Origin of the sequence: Streptococcus sp. HMSC062D07 (genome assembly GCF_001814215.1) — a bacterium.
GTDB classification, from domain to species: Bacteria; Bacillota; Bacilli; order Lactobacillales; family Streptococcaceae; genus Streptococcus; species Streptococcus infantis_I.
In genome coordinates, this window is sequence record NZ_KV815331.1 from 135,290 (window position 1) to 154,101 (window position 18,812).

Sequence of the window (18,812 nt, forward strand, 5' to 3'; positions counted from 1 at the left end):
AATTCGTAATATTTTGAATGCTTTCTTCTTTCTGGTATAATATGACTATGATTGTAACAATACCTATAAAAACTGAAAAAGACATTGCAACACCAGGACCAACAGTCCTTGTTTTAGGATATTTTGATGGTATCCACCTTGGACATCAAAAATTATTTAGTATTGCTGGTGAAATTGCTGCTAAGAAGAGATTAAGCGTTGCTTTAATTACCTTTCATGAATCACCAAAATTAACCTTAAAACCCTATTCACCAGAAAATTTACTTCATATCCTGAATGCAGAAGAACGTGAACGTAAGTTTAAACGAGCTGGTGTCGAAAATCTTTATTTAATGGACTTCTCAAGTCGTATCGCTAATATGACAGCTCAAGAGTTTGTAGATACTTTTGTCAAAGAAGTTAAAGCGGATACTATTGTAGTTGGATTTGACTATAGTTTAGGTTCTGATAGAAAATCAGCTGAAGATTTAAAAGAAATCTTTGATGGAGAAGTAGTTGTAGTACCTCCTGTAGATGATGAAAAAGGAAAGATTAGCTCTACTCGTATTCGTCAAGCTATCCTTGAAGGGAATGTGAAAGAAGCAGGTCAGCTGCTTGGGAATCCACTTCCTACAAGAGGAATAGTCGTACATGGTAATGCTCGTGGTCGAACAATTGGTTATCCAACTGCCAATCTCGTGCTCTTGGATCGTACTTATATGCCGGCAGATGGTGTCTATACCGTTGATATCGAAATCAAGAGAAAACTCTATCGAGGAATGGCCAGTGTCGGTAAGAACGTAACCTTTGATGGAGAAGAAGAGCGTTTTGAAGTGAATATCTTTGATTTTGATGAAGATATTTATGGCGAAACAGTGACCGTCTATTGGTTAGATCGTATCCGAGATATGGTGAAATTTGACGGCATTGAACAACTGGTCAAACAACTCGAAGAAGATGAAAAAGCTGCAAGAAAATAAAAGTATTAAAAAGTTCGAATAATAGTTCGAGCTTTTTGTTTTTCAAAAGTAGTCGATTAAGACTCTTAGATTTATTTTTTTTATTGGTAAAATTTTGGGAAAAATTAAATTTCTAGCTTGACATCTTAAATTATAAGGAGTAGAATATTTACTAGTTAATTAAATGGTTAAATACTAGTTAAGGAGTTCTAGTGAAAAAGAAAATACTAATAGGTATGCTATCTTCGGTACTTGCCTTATTTTTAGGAGCTTGTAGTCAAGATAAGCAAAATGATGTCAAAGAATCTCATGGAATGAAAATAGTTACCAGTTTTTATCCTGTATATTCTATGGTAAAAGCAGTTTCTGGTGATCTTAATGATGTAAGAATGATTCAGTCTAGTTCAGGCATTCATTCTTATGAACCGTCAGCAAATGATATTGCAGCTATTTACGATGCGGATGTGTTTGTTTATCATTCTCATACCTTAGAGTCTTGGGCGGGTAGTTTAGACCCAAGTCTACAAAAGTCCAAGGTTAAGGTCCTAGAAGCATCTGAGGGTATGACCTTGGATAGAGTATCTGGCTTAGAAGATATAGAAGTAGGAAAAGGTGTGGATGAGAAAAGTCTTTATGATCCCCATACTTGGTTAGACCCTGAAAAGGTAGCTGAGGAAGCACAAATTATTGCTGATAAATTATCAGAATTAGATAGTGAGAATAAAGAAATATATCAGTCGAATGCGAAGAAGTTTATTGATCAAGCTCATGAGTTAACAAATAAATATAAACCTATCTTCGATAAAGTGGAGCAAAGAACGTTTGTGACACAACACACTGCTTTTTCTTATTTAGCAAAGAGATTTGACTTGAATCAACTTGGTATTGCTGGTATTTCTCCTGATCAAGAACCAAGCCCAAGACAACTGACTGAAATCCAAGAATTTGTTAAGACCTATAAAGTTAAAACTATTTTTACAGAGAGCAATGCTTCGTCTAAAGTAGCTGAAACGCTTATCAAGTCAACAGGTGTTAGTCTTAAAACTCTCAATCCTTTAGAGGCAGACCCACAAAATGATAAGTCTTATTTAGATAATTTAGAAGAGGATATTGCAATACTAGCAGAAGAATTGAAATGAGGAAATTATGAATAAAACAAAGAAATACTTAGCTGGATCAGCAGTAGTTATTGCGCTTAGTGTTTGTGCTTATGTTTTAAATCAGCACCAAGAAGCAGAGAAGAAGGAAGATAATCGTGTATCGTATGTTGATGGGAAAAAGAATGAGTCTAAAAAGAACGAAAATTTGACTCCTGATCAAGTTAGCAAAAAGGAAGGCATTGAGGCCGAACAAATTGTTGTGAAAATTACTGATCAGGGATATGTAACTTCTCACGGAGATCATTTCCATTACTATAATGGTAAAGTTCCTTTCGATGCGATTTTTAGTGAAGAACTAGTCATGAAAGATCCAAGTTATCAATTGCGTGATGAACACATCATTAACGAAATTAAAGGTGGTTACATCATCAAAGTTGATGGAAAATATTATGTCTACCTAAAAAATGCTAGCCAAGCTGAAAATATTCGTACCAAAGAACAAATTGAAAAACAAAAACAAGAGCATACATCTGACCAAAAAAATGATTCTAAGGAAGTTGTGGCAGCTAGAGCTCAAGGACGTTATACAACTGATGACGGTTATGTTTTTAACGCTTCTGATATCATTGAAGATACAGGAGATGCTTATATCGTTCCCCACGGAGGACACTTCCATTATATTCCTAAGAGTGATCTGTCAGCGGGTGAATTAGCTGCCGCAAAGGCTTATTTATCTGGCAATAGTTCAGCTCTCAGTCAACCCTTGTCACTGACACCGAATAATGGTGTTTCTGCAGCAGATGATGGTTATGTCTTTAACCCTAATGATATTGTCAGAGATACTGGCGATGCTTATATCGTACGACATGGGGACCACTATCACTATATCCCTAAATCATCTCTTAACAATCATCAAGCACAATCTAACACTCCAAGCTTAGAAAGTCCTTCTAATTCCACACCAAATAATCCGTTACCACATGTTCACCATGAAGAAGAGGAACACGATCATGGTTTTGATTCAAATAGAATTATAAGTGAAGATTCAGAAGGTTTTGTTATGAGCCATGGCGATCACAATCATTACTTCTTTAAAAAAGATTTATCACCTGATCAAATTAAGGCCGCACAAGATCACTTGTACGGCAATAAACATTCAGAAACTATCCCAGATAATCATAGCAGTCATAAACCAGAAGAACACCATCATGATAACCATGGAAACCATCATGAGGAAGAACACGATCATGGCTTTGCAGCAGATCGAGTGATAAGTGAAGATGATAAAGGATTTGTCGTTTCTCATGGAGATCACAATCATTACTTCTTTAAAAAAGATTTATCCCCTGATCAAATCAAGGCCGCGCAGGATCACTTGTACGGAAATAAACAATCAGAAACTAGCCCAGATAACCACAGTAGTAAACCAGAAGAACACCATCATGAGGAAGAGCACGATCATGGATTTGCAGCAGATCGAGTGATTAGTGAGGACGACCAAGGTTTTGTCGTTTCACATGGAGACCATGCCCATTATTTCTTTAAGAAAGATTTATCAGCGGAGCAGATTAAAGCTGCACAAGACCATCTTCATAGCCATCAGCAGACAGAACCTGTTAAACCACTTGCAAAAGATGTAGATGCTTTTTCAAGAGACGCCAGTGATGAAGAAAAGATAGCTTACATCTCAAAAACTTATGGTGTTCCACTTGAGGCTATCAGAATTTCAAATGGATTCTTTGTATTTGGTAATCCAGACCAGGCTTATGACCCAACTCACATTCACCCTTACGCTGTTCGTAAGGAACACGTTCGTATTCCACTTCAGACTGGTGATACGGAGCTTGATTTCCTAAATGAACTCTACACAACCGCTCTTCGCGATGGAGTCTCTCCTTATAGTTTGCAAGTTGAAAATGGTAGTTTCGTCATTCCTCATGGAGACCATAACCACTACATCAAAGTTCAAACTAAAGGTTATGAAGTCGCTTTGAAAAACAAAATTCCTGCATTACAGTCAGCTTACCAACCTGGTGCTTTTGATGAAAAAGCAGTACAGTATAAGGTTGATCAACTTCTCGCAGAAAGTCGTGAACTTTATAAAGATAAGCCAAGTCTGCAAAGACAGATTGAACTCGCTTTGGGGCAATTCTCTGAAAATATGAAGAAGCTATCAACCAATTCAACTGCAGGATATTTGGCTGCTTTGGATTTGTTTGACAAACAGTATATCCATATTGACTCTAGTGTCAAACCAACAGAAATCAGTCCTTTAGACAAGAAATATCAAGCTTTAGTAGATAAGATTAGTACCTTGGATACAGATGCTTATGGACTTCCTAAAAAGGATCTCTTGACTCAGCTCCAAGAAAATAAACTGGCGCAAGATGAAGCTGGTTTAGATGCAGTTGAAGCTAAGTTACAAGCTCTGCAAGACTTTAATGACCGTACGGGTGTTACAACAGTCGAATACATCAAGTATTTCTACCAACATCTATCTGATGGACGCTTAAATGACAATCTCCGCAGTAAAGTTGCCAACTTAACTTGGACACTTTATCAGTCCCAATCCTTCCTTAAGGCAACCGACTTGAACAAACTCTTCCCAGAAATCTACCAAACAAAACTGGAAGTTGAAGAAGCACTGAAAAATGAGCCGGTTGCAAGCAAGACTTCTGAAACAATCTTAGATACAGAAAAAGTTGATGGTCATAGTGCTAAAACTGCTGTTTATGAGTTCTTGAAAGGTTTGTATGACGATATCAAACCTGAGGAACAAAGTAATCATGTCTTAAAAGGGCAAGTAGAAGAGTTACTAACAAAAGCTGAAGAATTAGTGAATCAAGTCAATGAGGAGGGGGTTAAAGCTTCACTCTCTGACGAAGTGAAAAATCTGAAGGTTGCTTTGGAGAAAGAAGACGCAGACCTTGATGAATTAAATACACAAGTCCAAGATCTTCTGAAACGCATTTCACAGACTATTCAGAATGAACGTGAAAATGCCAAACAAGATCCAGAGGTCGTGGCTCTCTATCAACAACTATACAACGGAGTCATTGCCCTTCATACTTATTTGGAATTGAATAATGGTTCAGATGCTGACTTTGAAAAAGTCGATGCCTTGTTTGATAAACTAGCAGCGGCAAGTAAAGACAAGCAAGCTTTGCTGACGGTCGCTCAAGAAATCGTTTTGTTAAATCAAGAGTTCCAATCAAAAGGGAAGCCAGCTGAAGCTAGTACTGAAACAGCCAATAAAGAATCAAATGATAAACAAACTGAGTCAAACTTAACTCCTGAAGCTACATCTCCAAAAACAAGTGAGAAAGTAGTAAACTAAAAAAGAAGTAGCCTAGCTACTTCTTTTTTAGTCTTTGTAGGATACGATACCAATGATAGTATCAACTGCACGTTCCATGGTTTGAAGGCTAACGTATTCAAAACGGCCGTGCATATTTTCGCCACCAGCGAAAATATTTGGCGTCGGAATTCCCATAAAGGAAATCTTAGAACCATCTGTTCCACCACGGATTGGTTCGATGATAGGTGTGATACCAAGGCCCTCCATAACCGCTTTCGCAATGGTTACTGGTGTCATATCCTTTTCGATAACTTCCTTCATGTTGTAGTACTGGTCAGTTAATGTTAAAGTAACACGATTGCTACCCAGTTCTTGGTTCATCTTATCAGCAATAGCTCGCATAGCTTCCTTACGCGCTTCGAAAGTTTCTTTTTCAAAGTCACGAATGATGTAGCTAGCACGCGCTTCCTCGACCGTACCTGTCACATCCATGAGATGGTAGAAGCCTTGGTAACCCTCAGTCAGTTCAGGTCGGTCACCAGCAGGAAGTTGATTGTGGAAATCAATGGCTAACTGAAGGGCGTTAACCATTTGTCCCTTAGCTGTACCTGGGTGAACATTGCGACCTTGGAAATGGAGTTCAGCACCTGCAGCAGAGAAGGTTTCGTACTGAAGTTCACCAAGAGGACCGCCGTCAACTGTATAAGCAAAGTCGACATCGAAATCTTCTGCATCAAATTTGTTGGCGCCGACCCCAATTTCTTCATCAGGTCCAAAGCCGACACGGATTTCACAGTGTTTAATCTCAGGATGAGCAGTTAAGTATTCGATAGCTGTCATGATTTCTGCGATACCTGATTTATCGTCAGCACCGAGAAGGGTAGTCCCATCAGTCGTAATCAAAGTTTGTCCAGAGTACTTTTCAAGACTCTTGAAATCTGCCGGATCAAGCTTGAAACCAGAATTACCAAGCTCGATAACTCCGCCATTGTAGTTTTCAATAACTTGCGGGTTCACACCTTCCGCATTAAAATCTGCAGTATCCATGTGGGAGATAAAACCAATCTTACGAGAAAAACTAGGATCGTTAGCTGGAAGAGTACCGATAGCAAAACCATTTGGCAAATAATAGACATTTTGCAAACCGACACGTTTCATTTCTGGGATGAGAACATTGGTCGCAAAGTCTACTTGGCTTTGAGTGCTTGGTGTTGTAGTTGACTGCTCATCAGAACGTGTGTTAACTTTGACATACGTTAAAAAACGCTCTAGTAGTGTAGGGTATTTCATAAAAACTCCTTATTCATTTCTTTTTAAACCATTGTATCATAGAAAGATGATAAAAACAAAATTCGGAAAGTTGATAATAGCCTTATGTTAGCGTTTACTTATGAGTTGTTTAGTGATACAATAAAAAAGATAAAAACATCACAAGGATACAGAGATGAAAAAAGCAATTTTAATGATGACATTTGGTTCACCAGAAGAGATTACCTTTGAGGGAGTAGCCGACTTTTTTACCAACATTCGTCGAGGAGTTCGACCACAAGACCACGAGATTCAAACCCTTTATGATAATTATGTTCGAATTGGAGGAACTCCACTTCAAAAAATTACCCGTGAAGAAGTTGCCTTGGTAGAAGCTAGGTTAGGAAATGAATATAGTGTCTATTTTGCCAATAAATTTTCAACCCCTTTTATTCCAGATGTAATTCGTCAAATGGAAGCAGATGGAATTGAAAAGTGTATTTGCTTGATTTTGGAGCCACACTATTCCTTTTACTCTGTCATGGGGTACGAAAAGTTTCTGGAAAGCAAACAAATTCAGTTTTTAGTTATTAAGGACTGGTATCAAGAAGAAGCACTATTAAACTATTGGACAGCTGAAATTGCTAAAATTTTAAAAGAAAAGGTGAAACAGGATAGCTTTAAAGTCATCTTTTCTGCCCACAGTGTGCCCATTTTTGCCTTGGATTTTGGCGATCCCTATATCGAACAGATTTTCGAAAATAGCAAGTTAATTGCAGAGAAATTAGGCTTAAATCCAGAGCAATATACCAACACCTGGCAGAGCGAAAGTGATATTGGTATTCCTTGGATTAAACCAGATGTCTTAGAGTATCTTAGAGAACAGGAAGAACATCCAGAGCATTATATTTTTGTGCCTATTAGTTTTATCAGTGAGCATATTGAAGTCTTGTTTGACAACGATGTGGAATGTCTTGACTTGTGTCAGGAATTAGAGGTGAACTACCATCGTCCACCAATGCCAAATACAGATTCTCGATTTATTGATGCCTTGGTCAATATTATCCGAGCTAATGAACATAAAGAATTTAGAGAATTCCTCCCAGAAGAAGAAACCTTTGATGAATTAGTCCCTTCGGATGAAACTAAGAATATTTTAGATGAATCACAAGACTTACAAATGCCAGAATTTGTTAAAAAATTAATTGAGAAAAAAGGTCGTGAAAATGTCAAGATGCCTTATTTAATCAAAAAAATGCTTGAAAAAGCTGGCAAATTACCTAAAGACTAAGTGAAAATAGAAAAGAACTGGTAAATTTTGTTTCAAATATTTGCTAAGGCAGGATATAACTTAGAACGTGAAAGAAAAGGCGGTGGGACAGAAATTAATAGACAAAGTCTTGATTTCGTAGTCTCAGCCCCGCGAGGATGTTTAGGAGCTTTTTGGAGTCTAAAAGACGAACAAAAAGTTCAATCAGCTACCGCGTCAAATTATGATTGATAATAAAAAATGAGGTCGGGATCTTTTTGTCCCAACCTCTTTTTAGGTGACTAGTATTTTTTTGACCTAGTTTTTATGTTATTTACCCAGACAAAATTGGCTAAACAACTGGGTAATCAGCTCATCTGGCGCAGCATCACCAGTTATCTCGCCAAGAATTTCCCAGGTACGTGTTAAATCAACTTGAAGCAAATCAACAGGCATTCCTAGTTCGAGGCCTTCGTTAACAGCTTGTAGGCTTTCAACTGCCTTTTCAATTAATGAAATATGACGGGCGTTGGATAGATAGGTAGCATCTTGTTCGACCAAGCCAGCATTTTCAAAGAAGAGGTTATTGATGCGTTCTTCAATCTTATCAATGTTTTGATTTTTGAGGACTGAAATACGAATGATATCATCTGGAAGTTCAGAAGTTTCAATCGCTTCTGGCAGGTCAGTCTTGTTGAGAAGAATGATTCGATTAGTATCTTGACTAATTTCAAGAAGTTGTCGGTCTTGGGCAGTTAGAGGTTCGCTAGCGTTTAGGACTAGTAGTACCAAGTCAGCTTCCTTGAGGGCTTTTTTGGAGCGTTCAACCCCGATCTGTTCCACGACATCATCCGTTTCACGAATACCTGCAGTATCAATCAACTTCAGTGGAACACCGTTGATATTGACGTATTCTTCGATGACGTCTCGAGTAGTCCCTGCAATATCCGTTACAATGGCTTTATCTTCGCGCAGGAGGTTATTAAGTAGACTTGACTTCCCAACGTTGGGACGACCAATGATGGCTGTTGCAATTCCTTCGCGGAGGATTTTACCTCGGCGTGCAGTTTTTAGGAGATTGGTCAAGAGTTGTTCAAACTCCATAGTTTTTTCGCGGACAACAGCAGTAGTGGCTTCTTCCACATCGTCATACTCAGGGTAATCGATATTCACCTCAACCTGAGCCAAGGTATTGAGAATTTCCTGACGAGTATTGTTAATGAGGTCAGATAGGGATCCATCAAGTTGTTTGACTGCTATATTCATAGCCTTGTCAGTCTTAGCACGGATGATATCCATCACTGCCTCAGCCTGAGTCAAGTCTACACGACCATTGAGGAAGGCACGCTTGGTAAATTCTCCAGGTTCTGCCATGCGAGCCCCTTCACGGATAGCCAATTGCAGGATTTCATTGGTCACGGCAATCCCTCCGTGGGTGTTGATCTCGATAATATCCTCGCGAGTAAAGGTCTTCGGAGACTTCATAGCCCCAACCATGACCTCGTCCATAACCTTACCAGTCAAAGGGTCAATAATGTGGCCGTAGTTCAGTGTGTGGCTAGCAACTTTGCTCAAGTCTTTGCCTTTAAAAATTTTTTGTGCAATGGCAAAGCTATCCGTTCCGCTTAGGCGAACAATCCCAATCGCCCCTTCACCAAGCGGTGTCGAGATTGCTGCAATGGTATCAAATTCACGTGTAATCATTTCATTTCCTTTTAACAATTTATATACAAATATCTCTTAAAATTGTAACAAAATAAAGTTTTTTATTCAACGAATGCCACTTATAAAGAAAAGCCTAAGCAGATTGCTTAAGCTTTACTTAGTGCGCATTTCCCCTTGCGGGAAGTAAGTTCCTTCAGGCATATCGTTGATGATGACATGAACAGCAGATTGAGGTGCACCAGTGTTACGAACCACAGCTTCAGTTACTTCCTTAGCTAAGGCTTTCTTTTGCTCGAGCGTGCGTCCTTCAAATAAATCGATGCGTACAAATGGCATAATAGCTTCCTCCACTAGTTTTTGATTTCTTCTATTTTACCACATTTTGCCGTTTAAAGCTTTTGGAAAATATGATATACTAGAATGTAGCAGAAAATTAGAAATGGACGTGAAATAGAAACATGGCACAGTTGTATTATCGTTATGGGACCATGAATTCAGGAAAGACCATCGAGATTCTCAAGGTAGCCTATAACTATGAGGAGCAAGGAAAGGGAGTTGTTATCATGACTTCGGCTCTGGATACAAGAGACGGTATAGGCTATGTGTCGAGTCGGATTGGCATGAAGCGACCAGCAGTTGCTATCGATGATACTACGGATATTTTTGGGTTTATTCGAGATTTACCTGAAAAGCCCTACTGTGTTTTGGTCGATGAAGCCCAGTTTTTGAAACGTCATCATGTTTACGACCTAGCGCGTGTTGTCGATGAGTTAGACATACCTGTTATGGCCTTTGGTTTGAAGAATGACTTTCGCAATGAGCTGTTCGAAGGATCTAAACATCTATTATTATTAGCAGATAAAATTGATGAGATCAAAACCATTTGTCAGTATTGTAAGAAAAAAGCGACCATGGTGTTGCGTACGCAGGACGGACTGCCTGTTTATGATGGTGAACAAATCCAGATAGGTGGGAATGAAACCTATATCTCGGTTTGCCGTAAACATTATTTTGCCCCTGAAATCAATAAGGAGAATCAATAAGAATGAATATCTATGATCAACTACAAGCTGTAGAAGACCGTTATGAAGAATTAGGAGAATTGTTGAGCGACCCTGATGTGGTCTCTGATACCAAGCGTTTCATGGAGCTTTCAAAAGAGGAAGCTTCAACTCGTGATACCGTAACCGCCTACCGTGAATACAAACAAGTCCTCCAAAACATCGTTGATGCTGAAGAGATGATTAAGGAATCAGGCGGAGATGCTGACTTGGAAGAAATGGCCAAACAAGAACTCAAGGATGCTAAGGCAGAAAAAGAAGAGTACGAAGAAAAATTGAAAATCTTGCTTCTTCCAAAAGATCCAAACGATGATAAGAACATCATCCTTGAAATCCGTGGAGCTGCTGGTGGAGATGAGGCAGCACTTTTTGCTGGTGACCTTCTAACAATGTACCAGAAGTATGCTGAAGCCCAAGGCTGGCGCTTTGAAGTCATGGAAGCATCTATGAACGGTGTCGGTGGTTTCAAAGAAGTGGTTGCCATGGTTTCTGGTCAGTCAGTTTACTCTAAACTTAAGTATGAATCAGGTGCCCATCGTGTGCAACGTGTCCCTGTGACAGAAAGCCAAGGTCGTGTTCATACCTCGACAGCAACTGTCCTGGTCATGCCTGAGGTAGAAGAAGTAGAGTACGATATTGATCCAAAAGACCTTCGTGTTGACATCTACCACGCATCTGGTGCTGGTGGACAGAACGTCAATAAGGTTGCGACTGCTGTTCGTATTGTTCACTTGCCAACCAATATCAAGGTTGAGATGCAGGAAGAACGTACCCAGCAGAAAAACCGTGAGAAGGCCATGAAGATCATTCGTGCGCGTGTGGCTGACCACTTTGCACAGATTGCTCAAGATGAGCAGGACGCTGAGCGTAAGTCTACAATCGGTACTGGTGATCGTTCAGAGCGTATCCGTACTTATAACTTCCCACAAAACCGTGTAACAGACCATCGTATCGGCTTGACTCTACAAAAACTTGATACAATTCTAGCTGGTAAATTGGATGAAGTTGTAGATGCTTTGGTTCTTTATGACCAAACACAAAAATTGGAAGAATTAAACAAATAATGAAATTAGCTCAAATTTTTAAAGATTTTGAGGAAAAGTTGATAGTACAAGGAGAGGAAGCAGAAAGCCTCTCCTTTGTCTATCGTAGCCTAAAAAATCTATCTTTTACAGACTTTGTCTTTGCTCTCCAGCAAGAAGTAACAGAGGAAGAGAAGCAATTTGTGGAGGAAATTTACAAGAAATTAGCAGAACATGTACCTGCTCAGTACATCATCGGTCATGCTGAATTCTTTGGGATGCAGTTAAAAGTAGATGAGCGAGTTTTGATTCCTCGTCCAGAGACAGAAGAGCTAGTAGACCTCATCTTGACTGAAAATCCTGAGAAAAATCTTAAAGTACTAGATATCGGAACAGGAAGCGGTGCAATAGCCCTTGCTTTAGCTAAAAATAGGCCAGTTTGGTCTGTTGCAGCTGCGGATATTTCACAGGATGCATTAGAGCTTGCAACAGAGAATGCTAACGTTCAAAATCTAAATCTCTCTTTTATCAAATCTGACTGTTTCTCTAAAATTTCTTCAAAATATGATATAATTGTATCCAATCCACCATACATTTCTCGTGAAGATCAAGAAGAAGTTGGCTTGAATGTTTTGCATTCAGAACCACATTTGGCACTTTTTGCTGACGAGGATGGCCTAGCTATCTACCGTAGAATCGCGGAAGACTCCAAGGACTATCTAAATGATGGTGGTAAGATTTATCTTGAAATTGGCTACAAACAAGGTCAAAGTGTGCCCGCTCTCTTTATGGAAAATCTTCCAGAGAAACGAGTTCGAACGCTCAAAGACCAATTTGGCCAAGATAGGATGGTAGTCATTGATGATGGAGAAAATTAAGCAAGAGTTGGAAAAAGGTGGAGCTGTTGTTTTGCCAACGGAGACAGTTTATGGCCTCTTTGCAAAAGCATTGGATGAAAAGGCTGTTGACTACGTTTATCAGCTCAAACGTCGCCCTAGAGATAAGGCTCTCAATCTCAATGTTGCTAGTTTAGATGATATCTTGAACTTTTCAAAGAATCAGCCACCTTATTTACAAAAACTTGTTGATGGTTTTCTTCCTGGTCCATTGACCATTATCTTAGAAGCTAATGACAAGGTCCCTTACTGGGTCAATTCAGACTTAACGACTGTTGGATTTCGCATGCCAAGTCATCCTGTTACACTAGAATTGATTCGTGAGTTTGGTCCCTTAATCGGCCCATCTGCAAATATCTCGGGTCAAGCTAGTGGTGCTAGCTTTAAAAAAATTTTAAAAGACTTCGGACAAGAGGTTCTTGGGATAGAAGATGATGCTTTTTTGACAGGTCAAGATTCGACTATTTTAGATTTGACTGCTTGTAAGGCAAGAATTCTACGCCAAGGTTCGATAACTCGAGAAGATATTCTTGCCAAGATACCTGAAATTCCTTTTGAGGAGGTATGACATGCTACGTGCTTTGAAAGCAACAGATGTTGCATCGATTTATGAGATTAACAAAGATGCTTTAGGTTATGATTTTAGTCCTGAGGAAACGGCTAGTCAACTAGCAAAATTATCCCAAGACTCACATCATTTCCTACTGGGGTTTGAGGAACCGACCAGCCATGACTTACTTGGGTATGTACATGCTGAGGTTTATGAATCCCTTTATTCTAATGCCGGTTTTAATATTTTGGCTTTAGCAGTGGTACCCCAGATGCAAGGTAAGGGCATCGGGAAAATTTTGCTCCATGGATTAGAACAAGAAGCAAAAAGACGGGGTTATGAGTTTATTCGATTAAACTCTGTAGACCATCGTCTTGGTGCTCATGCATTTTATGAAAGAGTGGGTTATACTTGCGATAAAGTGCAGAAACGATTTATTAAGTTAATTAAAGGAGAAAAACTATGATTTTTGACAAAGAAGATTTTAAAGCTTATGATGCTGATCTTTGGAATGCTATTGCCAAAGAAGAGGAACGCCAACAAAATAATATTGAATTAATCGCTTCAGAGAACGTTGTATCTAAGGCTGTTATGGCTGCTCAAGGGTCAATCTTAACCAATAAATATGCTGAGGGATATCCTGGACGTCGTTACTATGGTGGTACTGATGTAGTGGATGTTATCGAAAGTCTAGCTATTGAACGTGCGAAAGAAATCTTTGGTGCTAAATTTGCCAATGTCCAACCTCACTCAGGAAGTCAAGCTAACTGTGCAGCATACATGGCCTTGATCGAACCAGGTGATACGGTTATGGGGATGGATTTAGCTGCGGGTGGGCACTTGACTCACGGAGCTCCTGTCAGCTTCTCAGGCCAAACCTATAACTTTGTTTCATATAGCGTTGATCCGGAGACAGAGCTATTGGACTTTGACGCCATCTTGAAACAAGCTCAAGAAGTTCAACCAAAACTTATCGTAGCTGGTGCCTCAGCCTATTCTCACATTATTGATTTCTCAAAATTCCGTGAAATTGCGGATGCTGTGGGCGCAAAACTCATGGTCGATATGGCTCACATTGCTGGCTTGGTTGCAGCCGGTCTTCATCCAAATCCAGTTCCATACGCACATATCACAACGACAACAACTCACAAAACTCTTCGTGGACCACGTGGTGGGTTGATTTTGACTAACGACGAAGACCTTGCTAAGAAAATTAATTCCGCTATTTTCCCAGGTATCCAAGGTGGACCACTAGAGCATGTTGTTGCTGCTAAGGCTGTAGCCTTTAAAGAAGTTTTGGATCCAGCCTTCAAGGAATATGCTGCTAATGTCATCAAGAACAGCAAGGCTATGGCTGAAGTATTCCTGCAAGATCCTAATTTCCGCATTATCTCTGGTGGTACTGAAAACCACCTCTTCTTAGTGGATGTCACAAAGGTTATAGAAAGTGGAAAAGTAGCCCAAAACTTATTGGATGAGGTCAACATTACCCTTAATAAAAACTCAATCCCTTACGAAACATTGTCACCATTCAAGACAAGTGGTATTCGTATCGGAGCGGCAGCAATTACTGCTCGTGGTTTTGGTGAAAAAGAAAGCCGTCAAGTTGCTGAACTTATTATTAAAGCCCTTAAGAATGCAGAAAACGAAGCTGTCTTAGAAGAAGTGAGAAGTGCAGTCAAATCCTTGACAGATGCCTTCCCATTATATGAGGACTAATATTTTATGGATATTTATATTAAGAAAGCCATTATCCATCAGTTCAGCCCTGATGACACAGAGTTGTTCTTGGCGGATAAGTTTCTCAATATCACTCCTAAAATCGAGGAATACTTGCGTAAAAAAGTGGAGCGTGTATATTCGGATGATGCCAAAACTGGTATTTTTGAAGAGGATAATCCTTTTTTCAATCACATCACAGAAGATTTAATGGAAACATCTGTTACAATTGCTAATCTCTGGAAAGAGGAATTCTCTGTATCTGAAAACCAAAAGACTAATGACTTGGTTTTTGTCCAGTTTTCAAAAGAGGGAGTAGACCACTTTGCCTTTCTACGAATTGCATTGCGTGAAACCTTGACACACTTGGGTGGCGAGGTTGACAATCCAATCAAACTGACTCAAAATAACTTACCTGGGTTTGGAACTGGAGCAGACGAAGCACTAGTTGTTAATCTTCAAAGTCGCAAGTATCACTTGATTGAAAAACGCATCAAGTATAATGGAGCCTTTTTAAACTATTTTTCTGAGAATCTTATTCAAGCACAACCAAAGATTTCACCTAAGAAATCCATTAAGGAACTAGAAAAAACAGCTCAAAAGATTGCCGAAACCTTTAACACAGATGATTTTCAATTTCAATCCAAGGTAAAATCAGCAATTTTCAATAATCTTGAAGAGAATAATGAGCTCTCTCCAGAAAAATTAGCCAATGATCTTTTTGACAATAATCTTACTGCTCGACTTAGCTTCATTGACCAGGTCAAAGAAGCAGTACCAGAGCCAGTACAGTTTGATGAGATTGATGCCAGTCGTCAGTTAAAGAGATTTGAGAATCAGAAACTTTCCTTGTCAAACGGGATTGAACTGATCGTACCAAACAATGTCTATCAAGATGCGGAATCGGTTGAGTTCATTCAAAACGACAATGGAACATATTCTATCTTAATCAAAAACATCGAGGATATACAAAATAAATAATGTTTAAATTTATACGAAGAATGCTGGTACTAGCAGTCTTCCTTTTCGCTGGATATAAAGCTTATCTGATTCGTCAGGATGTCAAACAAGTTATGACCTACCAACCAATGGTTCGCGAAATCTTGAATGAAAGAGATACCCCAGCAAACGAAGAGCTTGTGCTCGCCATGATTTATACAGAAACTAAGGGTAAAGAGGGAGACGTGATGCAGTCAAGTGAATCTGCTAGTGGCTCTACTGATACCATAAACGATAATGCAAGTAGTATTCGGCAAGGGGTTCAAACCTTGACAGAAAATCTCTATCTAGCTCAAGAAAAAGGAGTGGATGTCTGGACAGCAATTCAAGCTTATAACTTTGGACCTGCTTATATCGATTTTATCGCCCAGAATGGGAAAAAGAATACTCTTGTACTAGCTAAGCAATACTCCAGAGATACAGTTGCGCCTATATTAGGAAATACAACAGGGAAAACCTATCGCTACATCAATCCCATTTCTATTTTTCAAGGTGGAGAACTTTATGTGGATGGGGGAAACTATTATTACTCTAGACAGGTTCAGCTAAATCTCTATATTATGAAAATTTTTAATCTATTTTAAGCATCTAGAATTTCTAGGTGCTTTTATAAGTTTTCTTTAAGGATACTTTAATATGCTAGAGTAGAAAAGGAGGAACGTCTCATGCGAAAGAAATTCTTTCTGACTAGCGCTGCAGTACTTTTAGCAGTTGCAACACTGCAAAGCGCCCAGGCAGCTACTGATGTTCAAAAAGTAATTGATGAAACCTATGTTCAACCTGAGTACGTCTTGGGTTCTTCATTAACGGAAGATCAAAAAAATCAAACACTTAAAAAACTTGGCTATGATGCCTCAAAAGATACTAAAGATTTGAAGACCATGACACCAGATGTCTACTCAAAAATTATGAATGTCGCAAACGATTCAAGTCTTCAACTTTATTCATCAGCAAAAATTCAAAAATTAGGAGAAAAATCTCCACTTGAGGTCAAGATTGAGACACCTGAAAATATCACTAAAGTAACGCAAGATATGTACCGTAATGCGGCTGTTACCTTGGGTGTGGAGCACGCGCGTATCACCGTTGCGGCACCAATTCCGGTTACTGGTGAAAGTGCCCTAGCAGGTATTTACTATTCCCTTGAGTCAAATGGTGTAAAATTACCTCAGGAAAATAAAGACTTGGCTCAGGAAGAGCTCAAGGCCTTGTCAGATATTAACGATGAAAACAAGGACAAATCAGGCTTTGATGCCAATAAACTGAACGTAGCCCTTGCTGATATAAAGGCTGCAGTCGCTAAGGCTAAAGAGTCTAAGGGTGAGCTTACAGAAGATGATGTTCGTAAGATTGTCGAAGATACTTTAAAGAACTATAAACTGGATCAAGTTGTTACAGGCAACCAAGTCAATGTCATCATCAACTTTGCCTTTAATCTTTCAAAGAGCGATATTCTTAACAACGAAGACTTTACAAAGACTCTTAAAGATTTGAAACAAAGCATTGTTGCTCAAGCAGGTGATAGTTTTAGTAATATCGATCTAAACTTTGATGCCAATAAAGCTATTCAAGACGGCGGGAATATCCTTAGCTCAATTTGGCAAGCTATCCTAGATTTCTTCAAGAGTTTTGGTGCTTAGGTCAATTCATGGTATAATAGATGGTAACAGGATTGTTGCCGTCTTTTTTTGTCGGCTTATAGAAAGAGAAAAATATGTTAAAGAAAAATGAAATTGTAGACGTTGAGATTGTCGATTTGACCCACGAAGGAGCAGGAGTGGCTAAGGTCGATGGCCTGGTCTTTTTTGTGGAGAATGCTCTTCCGACTGAAAAAATCCTCATGCGTGTCCTTAAAGTCAACAAGAAGATTGGCTTTGGTAAAGTTGAGGAATACCTTACGCAATCTCCACATCGTAACCAAGACTTAGACTTGGCTTACTTGCGTTCAGGTATTGCTGACTTGGGACATCTAGCTTATCCAGAGCAACTCAAGTTTAAAACCAAGCAAGTAAAAGACAGTCTTTATAAAATTGCTGGAATCACGGATATAGAGGTCGCAGATACTCTTGGTATGGAAAATCCTGTCAAGTATCGTAACAAGGCTCAGGTTCCTGTTCGTCGCGTTAATGGTGTTCTGGAGACTGGTTTCTTCCGTAAGAATTCTCATGATCTGATGCCTCTTGAAGATTTTTATATCCAAGATCCAGTGATTGACCAAGTTATTGTGGCTTTACGAGATTTGCTCCGTCGTTATGACTTAAAACCCTATGATGAGAAGGAACATTCTGGCTTGATTCGTAACCTCGTTGTTCGTCGTGGCCATCATTCCGGACAAATCATGGTTATCTTAGTGACAACTCGTCCTAAAGTTTTCCGTGTGGAACAGTTGATTGAACAATTGATTAAGCAGTTCCCAGAGATTGTGTCTGTCATGCAAAATATCAATGACCAGAATACCAATGCGATTTTTGGAAAAGAATGGCGAGTTCTCAATGGTCAAGATTACATTACAGACCAAATGATGGGGAATAGCTTCCAAATTTCTGGACCAGCCTTTTACCAGGTCAATACAGAAATGGCAGAGAAGCTTTATCAGACAGCTATTGATTTTGCGGAGTTAAAAGAATATGATGTGGTGATCGATGCCTATTCGGGAATCGGAACTATTGGCTTATCAGTCGCTAAACATGTCAAGGAAGTCTACGGAGTGGAAGTTATCCCAGAAGCAGTAGAAAATAGCCAGAAGAACGCAGAATTGAACGATATTACCAATGCCCACTATGTCTGTGACACAGCTGAAAATGCCATGAAGAATTGGCTCAAGGAAGGCATCCAACCAACTGCCATCCTGGTCGACCCACCACGTAAAGGCTTAACCGAAAGCTTTATCAAAGCAAGCGCTCAAACAGGAGCTGACCGTATCGCCTATATCTCCTGTAATGTCGCCACCATGGCGCGTGATATCAAACTCTACCAAGAATTGGGCTATGAATTGAAGAAAGTCCAGCCGGTGGACTTGTTTCCTCAAACGCACCATGTTGAGGCGGTAAGTTTGCTAGTCAAGGAG

Annotated in this window: 17 protein-coding genes; 14 read left to right on the top strand and 3 right to left on the bottom strand. The window is 39.4% G+C overall.

The window, feature by feature from the left end; translation table 11 throughout:
- The first annotated feature begins 47 nt into the window (after window positions 1–47).
- The 3 genes from HMPREF2957_RS06370 (at window position 48) to HMPREF2957_RS06380 (ending at window position 5,375) form a co-directional block, all read left to right on the top strand.
- Window positions 48–959 (top strand): bifunctional riboflavin kinase/FAD synthetase, encoded by a 912-nt coding sequence (locus HMPREF2957_RS06370; protein ID WP_070678241.1) that lies wholly within the window; start codon window positions 48–50, stop codon window positions 957–959.
- Between the two features lie 215 nt (window positions 960–1,174).
- Window positions 1,175–2,077, top strand: coding sequence for a metal ABC transporter solute-binding protein, Zn/Mn family (locus tag HMPREF2957_RS06375; RefSeq protein ID WP_282184147.1), 903 nt, complete (start codon window positions 1,175–1,177; stop codon window positions 2,075–2,077).
- Between the two features lie 7 nt (window positions 2,078–2,084).
- On the top strand, window positions 2,085–5,375 hold the full coding sequence (locus HMPREF2957_RS06380) for a pneumococcal-type histidine triad protein (RefSeq protein ID WP_070678214.1): 3,291 nt from the start codon (window positions 2,085–2,087) through the stop codon (window positions 5,373–5,375).
- A 27-nt stretch (window positions 5,376–5,402) separates the two neighbouring features.
- Here HMPREF2957_RS06380 and pepT read toward each other — a convergent pair whose 3' ends face one another.
- A complete protein-coding gene (gene pepT / locus HMPREF2957_RS06385; protein WP_070678217.1) occupies window positions 5,403–6,626 on the bottom strand; it encodes a peptidase T in 1,224 nt (407 codons plus the stop codon).
- 154 nt (window positions 6,627–6,780) lie between these two features.
- Between pepT and hemH the strand changes: the two genes are divergently transcribed.
- Window positions 6,781–7,875, top strand: coding sequence for a ferrochelatase (gene hemH, locus HMPREF2957_RS06390; RefSeq protein WP_070678219.1), 1,095 nt, complete (start codon window positions 6,781–6,783; stop codon window positions 7,873–7,875).
- A gap of 288 nt (window positions 7,876–8,163) precedes the next feature.
- Here the strand turns inward: hemH and mnmE are convergent, their stop codons facing one another.
- Together mnmE and HMPREF2957_RS06405 are read right to left on the bottom strand one after the other, a co-directional pair.
- Window positions 8,164–9,537: a tRNA uridine-5-carboxymethylaminomethyl(34) synthesis GTPase MnmE gene (mnmE, locus tag HMPREF2957_RS06400; RefSeq protein WP_004252771.1), complete on the bottom strand. Its 1,374-nt coding sequence runs from the start codon at window positions 9,535–9,537 to the stop codon at window positions 8,164–8,166.
- Window positions 9,538–9,651: 114 nt separating this feature from the next.
- On the bottom strand, window positions 9,652–9,834 hold the full coding sequence (locus HMPREF2957_RS06405; protein WP_001117401.1) for a 4-oxalocrotonate tautomerase: 183 nt from the start codon (window positions 9,832–9,834) through the stop codon (window positions 9,652–9,654).
- A 122-nt stretch (window positions 9,835–9,956) separates the two neighbouring features.
- On the opposite strand from HMPREF2957_RS06405, the gene HMPREF2957_RS06410 reads away from it, so the two are divergent.
- The 10 genes from HMPREF2957_RS06410 to rlmD all read left to right on the top strand — a co-directional run.
- The gene (locus HMPREF2957_RS06410; protein ID WP_004252774.1) at window positions 9,957–10,541 is read left to right on the top strand and encodes a thymidine kinase; all 585 of its coding nucleotides are present in this window, start codon (window positions 9,957–9,959) and stop codon (window positions 10,539–10,541) included.
- A gap of 2 nt (window positions 10,542–10,543) precedes the next feature.
- Window positions 10,544–11,623 (top strand): peptide chain release factor 1, encoded by a 1,080-nt coding sequence (gene prfA / locus HMPREF2957_RS06415; protein ID WP_006148466.1) that lies wholly within the window; start codon window positions 10,544–10,546, stop codon window positions 11,621–11,623.
- Entirely contained in the window at window positions 11,623–12,459 is an 837-nt protein-coding gene (gene prmC, locus HMPREF2957_RS06420) for a peptide chain release factor N(5)-glutamine methyltransferase (protein ID WP_070678225.1), read from the top strand. The genes prfA and prmC overlap by 1 nt, the downstream gene beginning before the upstream one ends.
- A complete protein-coding gene (locus HMPREF2957_RS06425) occupies window positions 12,443–13,045 on the top strand; it encodes an L-threonylcarbamoyladenylate synthase (protein WP_080581399.1) in 603 nt (200 codons plus the stop codon). Before prmC ends, HMPREF2957_RS06425 begins: the two co-directional genes overlap by 17 nt.
- Window position 13,046: 1 nt before the next feature.
- A complete protein-coding gene (locus HMPREF2957_RS06430) occupies window positions 13,047–13,493 on the top strand; it encodes a GNAT family N-acetyltransferase (protein ID WP_070678229.1) in 447 nt (148 codons plus the stop codon).
- Window positions 13,490–14,746: a serine hydroxymethyltransferase gene (gene glyA, locus HMPREF2957_RS06435; protein ID WP_004252787.1), complete on the top strand. Its 1,257-nt coding sequence runs from the start codon at window positions 13,490–13,492 to the stop codon at window positions 14,744–14,746. The genes HMPREF2957_RS06430 and glyA overlap by 4 nt, the downstream gene beginning before the upstream one ends.
- A 6-nt stretch (window positions 14,747–14,752) precedes the next feature.
- Complete coding sequence (locus HMPREF2957_RS06440; RefSeq protein WP_006148471.1) at window positions 14,753–15,727, top strand: nucleoid-associated protein; 975 nt, start codon at window positions 14,753–14,755, stop codon at window positions 15,725–15,727.
- Window positions 15,727–16,329: a lysozyme family protein gene (locus HMPREF2957_RS06445; RefSeq protein ID WP_006148472.1), complete on the top strand. Its 603-nt coding sequence runs from the start codon at window positions 15,727–15,729 to the stop codon at window positions 16,327–16,329. The genes HMPREF2957_RS06440 and HMPREF2957_RS06445 overlap by 1 nt, the downstream gene beginning before the upstream one ends.
- A gap of 81 nt (window positions 16,330–16,410) precedes the next feature.
- Complete coding sequence (locus tag HMPREF2957_RS06450) at window positions 16,411–17,385, top strand: DUF1002 domain-containing protein (protein WP_004252795.1); 975 nt, start codon at window positions 16,411–16,413, stop codon at window positions 17,383–17,385.
- Window positions 17,386–17,459: 74 nt separating this feature from the next.
- A partial coding sequence (gene rlmD, locus HMPREF2957_RS06455) for a 23S rRNA (uracil(1939)-C(5))-methyltransferase RlmD (RefSeq protein WP_070678232.1) occupies window positions 17,460–18,812 on the top strand: 1,353 nt, incomplete at its 3' end.